This window comes from Arthrobacter sp. HMWF013 (assembly GCF_003061105.1).
Classification (GTDB): Bacteria; Actinomycetota; Actinomycetes; order Actinomycetales; family Micrococcaceae; genus Arthrobacter.
The window spans coordinates 1-4,730 of the sequence record NZ_QAIQ01000730.1; the positions used below are offsets into that span (position 1 = coordinate 1).

Annotated in this window: 3 protein-coding genes; 2 read left to right on the forward strand and 1 reads right to left on the reverse strand. The window is 65.1% G+C overall.

Translation table 11 applies throughout. The features are described from left to right. Positions 1–444: hypothetical protein (locus tag DBR22_RS24245; RefSeq protein ID WP_308810256.1), on the forward strand; the 444-nt coding region annotated here is incomplete at its 5' end. Positions 445–597: 153 nt separating this feature from the next. Next, the gene (locus tag DBR22_RS23480; protein WP_108600951.1) at positions 598–2,295 is read left to right on the forward strand and encodes an alkaline phosphatase D family protein; all 1,698 of its coding nucleotides are present in this window, start codon (positions 598–600) and stop codon (positions 2,293–2,295) included. On the opposite strand, the gene DBR22_RS23485 is transcribed toward DBR22_RS23480, so the two are convergent. After that, the gene (locus DBR22_RS23485; RefSeq protein WP_258229437.1) at positions 2,234–4,573 is read right to left on the reverse strand and encodes an FdhF/YdeP family oxidoreductase; all 2,340 of its coding nucleotides are present in this window, start codon (positions 4,571–4,573) and stop codon (positions 2,234–2,236) included. The genes DBR22_RS23480 and DBR22_RS23485 overlap by 62 nt on opposite strands. Positions 4,574–4,730: the final 157 nt, after the last annotated feature.

Consider the following 4,730-nt stretch of genomic DNA (forward strand, 5'->3'; position numbering starts at 1 on the left):
TTGCTGCTCGTTGCTGGCTACGCAGTTGCCGGTGCCTTACAGGTTCTGGTGTGGAATCCTCTGGCTGCAGTTCCAGGCGCCACGCTGGCGGAAATCCATGCAGCGATGGACCGGGCGAACGAATCACTTGCAGCGCCGGCAGTTCTTATGTGGGCAGCCACGGGACCTGTTTTGGCGGCTGTCGTTCTGATTGCCGGACTGAGGCGTTCCATTTCCGGAAAAACCGCTGCAGCTCTCGACCTGCTACTGCTGGTGCTGGCGGCGCCGTCACACTGGATGGCTTCCTTCCCGGCCGGCATGGGACTCGCTGATGCCTTTGGGATATCCGGCGGGGATCACGCACCCTGGGGCAAGGTTCTGTACGCAGTCAGCGCCGTTTCATTTGTAGCACTTCTCGCGCTCGCCATCCGAAGCAGCCGCACCCCATCCGCGCCAACTGCCTGACGTCCGCTGTCACGTTGCCTCCTACGCATCTTTTGGTGGTGGCGGGTTTGCTGGCGCGGGCAAAAGGTCCGCGTTTCCTGCCTTTGGCGCTGCCCACGGGTTAGTTTGGCGCTGCCCATGGTTGCCGGGGGCCGGAACGGGTACAACTAAGTCATGACGACGTCACCCCTGGTCCTTGGCCCCATGATGCGGTACGTCGATGAGACCTCTGCCAGCATCTGGGTGGAAACCCGGGATGACTCCCACGTCGCGGTCCACGCCGGAGGCCAGAGCTGGACGGCCCGCACCTTCGCCGTACATGGACATCACTACGCCTTGGTGGAGGCGGCCGGGCTGGAGCCGGGAGCGGTGCTGCCCTACACCCTTGAAATCGACGGAACCCAGTGCTGGCCTGAGCCCGCATCCGGGTTTCCGCCCCCGGTGATCGCGGCGCTGAAGCCCGGAAAACCGCTGCGCATGGCCTACGGCTCCTGCCGCACCAGTGTCCCGCACGACGAATCCGGCAACCGGACCCACGGGGTCGACTCACTCCGGGCCTTCGCCTTGGGGATGGCCTCCGGCGATGAGCTCCCCTGGCCGGATCTGGTGGCCTTCCTCGGGGACCAGGTGTACGCCGACCTGACCAGCGACGAGATGCAGGAGTTCATTCGAGCACGGCGCGACATCGAGGCGCCGCCGGGGGAGGAGCTCAAAGACTACGAGGAATACGCCCACCTGTACTTCCTGGCCTGGTCCGATCCGGCCAACAGATGGCTGTTGTCCACCCTGCCCAGTGCAATGATCTTCGATGACCATGACATCCGCGATGACTGGAACACGTCCCTGAGCTGGAAGAAGGAAATGGAGGCCACGTCCTGGTGGCACGGGCGGATCGTGGCGGGGCTGGCCTCGTATTGGGTCTATCAGCACTTGGGGAACCTGTCACCCAAGGAACGGGACGAGGACCCCATCTGGCGGCAGATTGCCGGCCATACAGGTGAGGCCGAACTCGATCTCAGTACAGCGCTGGATAGTTTTGCGGACCGGGCCGATCAGGAACCGGAATCGTACCGTTGGAGTTACTGCCGGGATATCGGCGACACGCGGCTGCTTGTGGTGGACTCGCGCGCCGCCAGGAACCTGGCCCCGGACAACCGTGCCCTGCTGGACAAAAATGAAATGGCCTGGCTTGACGGCCGGATGCGGGGCGATTGCCGGCACCTGCTCGTAGCCACTTCGCTGCCGTTCCTGCTGCCGATGGGATTGCACTACGTGGAATCCTGGGATGAGGCCATTTCCCAGGGCGCATGGGGAAAGCGTGCCGCCAGGGCCGGCGAGAAAGTACGCCAGGCGGTGGACCTTGAGCACTGGGGCGCCTTCCAGAAGAGCTTCCATCAGGTCGCGGACATGGTCACCGAGGTGGCCGATGGCAGACGCGGCACCGCACCGAAAACCATCACGTTCCTCTCCGGGGACGTCCACTACTCCTACGTTGCGGAGGTGGAGCGCGATTCCGGCAGCCGCATCATGCAGGCAGTCTGCTCCCCGATCCGTAACCCCCTGCCGCGGTTGATGAGGTCCTTCGCTGCCGTGATGTCCTACGGGGTGGCAGCCCCGATCGGTGCGTTGGTGGCGCGCTCAGCGAAGGTGCCGGACCCGCCGTTCCGCTGGAAGCGGGTCAAGGGTCCCTGGTTCACCAACAACCTGGCCTGCCTCGAAGTTGCCCCGGAAGGGCTGCACCTGTGGTGGCAGACCGGCGTGGTGAGCGGCGGTGACGAGATGCACCCGAGGCTTGAACGTGTGGCGTCCCTTACCGTGGCTCCGCGGAGCTCCCAGGAGCGTGCGGCACAAAGCGGACGAACATTGCCTTGAAGCCGGGGGTGTTCGATTCCCTGGCCACGTTCTCCTTGTGCACCAGGGCGTTGGCTTCGGGGAAGTACGCGGCGGCGCAGCCCTTCGCCGTCGGGTAGGCCACCAGACGGAACTTGTCCGCCTGCCGGTCGTGGCCGCGGAACGTGCTCACCACGTCCACAAGGTCCCTGTCCTGGAAGCCGAGTTCAACCAGATCGTCAGGATGGATGAGGACGACGCGGCGGCCGCCGGAGATGCCGCGGTAGCGGTCGTCCAGGCCGTAGAAGGTGGTGTTGTACTGGTCGTGGCTGCGGATGGTCTGCAGGACCAGGTGCCCGGCGGGCGGGGTGAGGTATTCCAGCGGGCTGACGGTGAACCGGCCACGGCCGATGTCTGTTGCGAAGGACCTGGTGTCGCGTGGGGGGTTGGGCAGCACGAACCCGTTTTTGGTCCGGACGCGGGTGTTGAAGTCCTCGAATCCGGGCAGGGTCCGTTCGATGTGGTCCCGGATGACGTCGTAGTCCTCCGCCATGGCTTTCCAGTCCACGGGGTGGTCCGGGCCGAAGGTGGCCTCTGCCATGCGGGCGACGATGACGGGTTCGGCGAGCAGGTGTTCGGAGACCGGGGTGAGCCTGCCCTGGGTGGAGTGGACCACGGACATGGAGTCTTCCACGGAGAGGAACTGGGCGCCGGTGGGGTGTTTGTCGTCCTTGTCGGTCCGGCCGAGGGTGGGCAGGATCAGCGACGTGCGGCCATGCACGATGTGGGAGCGGTTGGGCTTGGTGGAGATGTGCACGGTCAGCCCGATCCGCTGCATCCCCGCCTCGAGGGTTTCAGTGTCCGAGCAGGCAAGGGAGAAGTTCCCGCCCATCGAGACGAAGACGTCCACCTCGTCGCGTTCGAACGCTTCCATCGCTTCGACGGCGTCATGGCCGTGGTGCCGGGGGGAGGTGATTCCGAACTCGGCGTCGAGGGCGGCGAGGAGGGGTTCTTTGGGTTTTTCCCAGATGCCCATGGTCCGGTCGCCCTGGACGTTGGAGTGTCCGCGAACCGGGCAGGCGCCGGCGCCGGGCTTGCCGAAGTTGCCCTGCAGGAGCAGGACGTTGACCATTTCCTTGATGGTGTCCACCGAGTGCGGCTGCTGCGTGACCCCCAGGGCCCAGCAGAAAATCGTGGCTTTGGACGTGATGAGCATGCCGGCGACGGTTTCGATCTGGGCACGGGTCAGGCCGGTCGCCTTCTCCGTCTCGGCCCAGTCCAGCACCTGGCGGGCAGCGGCGTAGGCGTCGAAACCGTCGGTCTGGGCGTCAACAAAGGAGCGGTCGACGACGGTGCCCGGGTTGCGTGCCTCTTCGGCCAGGAGGAGGTGGCCGAGGGCCTGGAACAGCGCCAGGTCACCGCCGACCTTGATCTGCAGGTACTCATCAGCCAGCGGGGTGCCGCCGCCGACGACGCCGGAGACGGTTTGGGGGTCCTTGAAGTTGAACAGCCCGGCCTCGGGAAGCGGGTTGACCGCGACGACTTTGCCGCCGTTGTCTTTGCACTCCTTCAGCGCCGAGAGCATGCGGGGGTGGTTGGTGCCCGGGTTCTGCCCGACCACAAAAATGAGTTCGGAATCGTGGATGTCTTCCAGGGACACGGTGCCCTTGCCGATGCCGATGGTCGGGTTCAGCGCGGACCCGGAGGATTCGTGGCACATGTTTGAACAGTCCGGGAGGTTGTTCGTGCCCAGGGCCCGGGCAAACAGCTGGTACATGAACGCGGTCTCGTTCGCAGTCCGGCCCGAGGTGTAGAACACGCACCGGTCCGCACTGCTGGCGCGGATGTGCTCCCCGACCAGGCCGAACGCGTCCGCCCAGGAAATCGGCGAGTAATGGGTGTCGCCCTCGCGGATGACCACCGGTTCGCTGAGCCGGCCCTGGTTCCCCAGCCAGTACTCGGTTTTCGACGACAGCTCGGCAATCGAGTGTTTGGCCCAGAACCCGGCGCCGACGGTGCGCAGGGTGTTCTCCTCAGCAACGGCCTTCGCACCGTTCTCGCAGAACTCCGCGGCCTTGCGCTTGGTGGCCGATTCCGGCCATGCGCAGCCCGGGCAGTCAAACCCGCCCTGCTGGTTCAGGCGCAGCAGCGACTGCGCCGTCCGGGTCACCCCCGCCTGCGCCACCGCCCGCTCCAACGCCACCATCACAGCCTTCACCCCGGCCGCTTTCGTTTTGGGCTCATGGACCGCGAGGTCATCCTCATTGATGTCCGCCACCGGGGCGGGCTGCTTCCCGAACTTCACTGAACCGACCTTCATTGGACTGCTTTCACTTCGATCACACGGGGTTTTACTGCACGCGGCTTACGGCGCAGGACTGACGGCACAGACTTCTACTGCACTGGACTTACCGGGCTGATTCGGCTGGATGATCCAGCTTCGCCAACGTTTCCCGCTCCGCACCAATAGTGGTGTT

Excerpts from the sequence above, each read along its gene's own strand:
- DBR22_RS23480 (WP_108600951.1), top strand. The coding sequence starts at position 598 with ATGACGACGTCACCCCTGGTCCTTGGCCCCATGATGCGGTACGTCGAT.
- DBR22_RS23485 (WP_258229437.1), bottom strand. The coding sequence starts at position 4,573 with ATGAAGGTCGGTTCAGTGAAGTTCGGGAAGCAGCCCGCCCCGGTGGCG.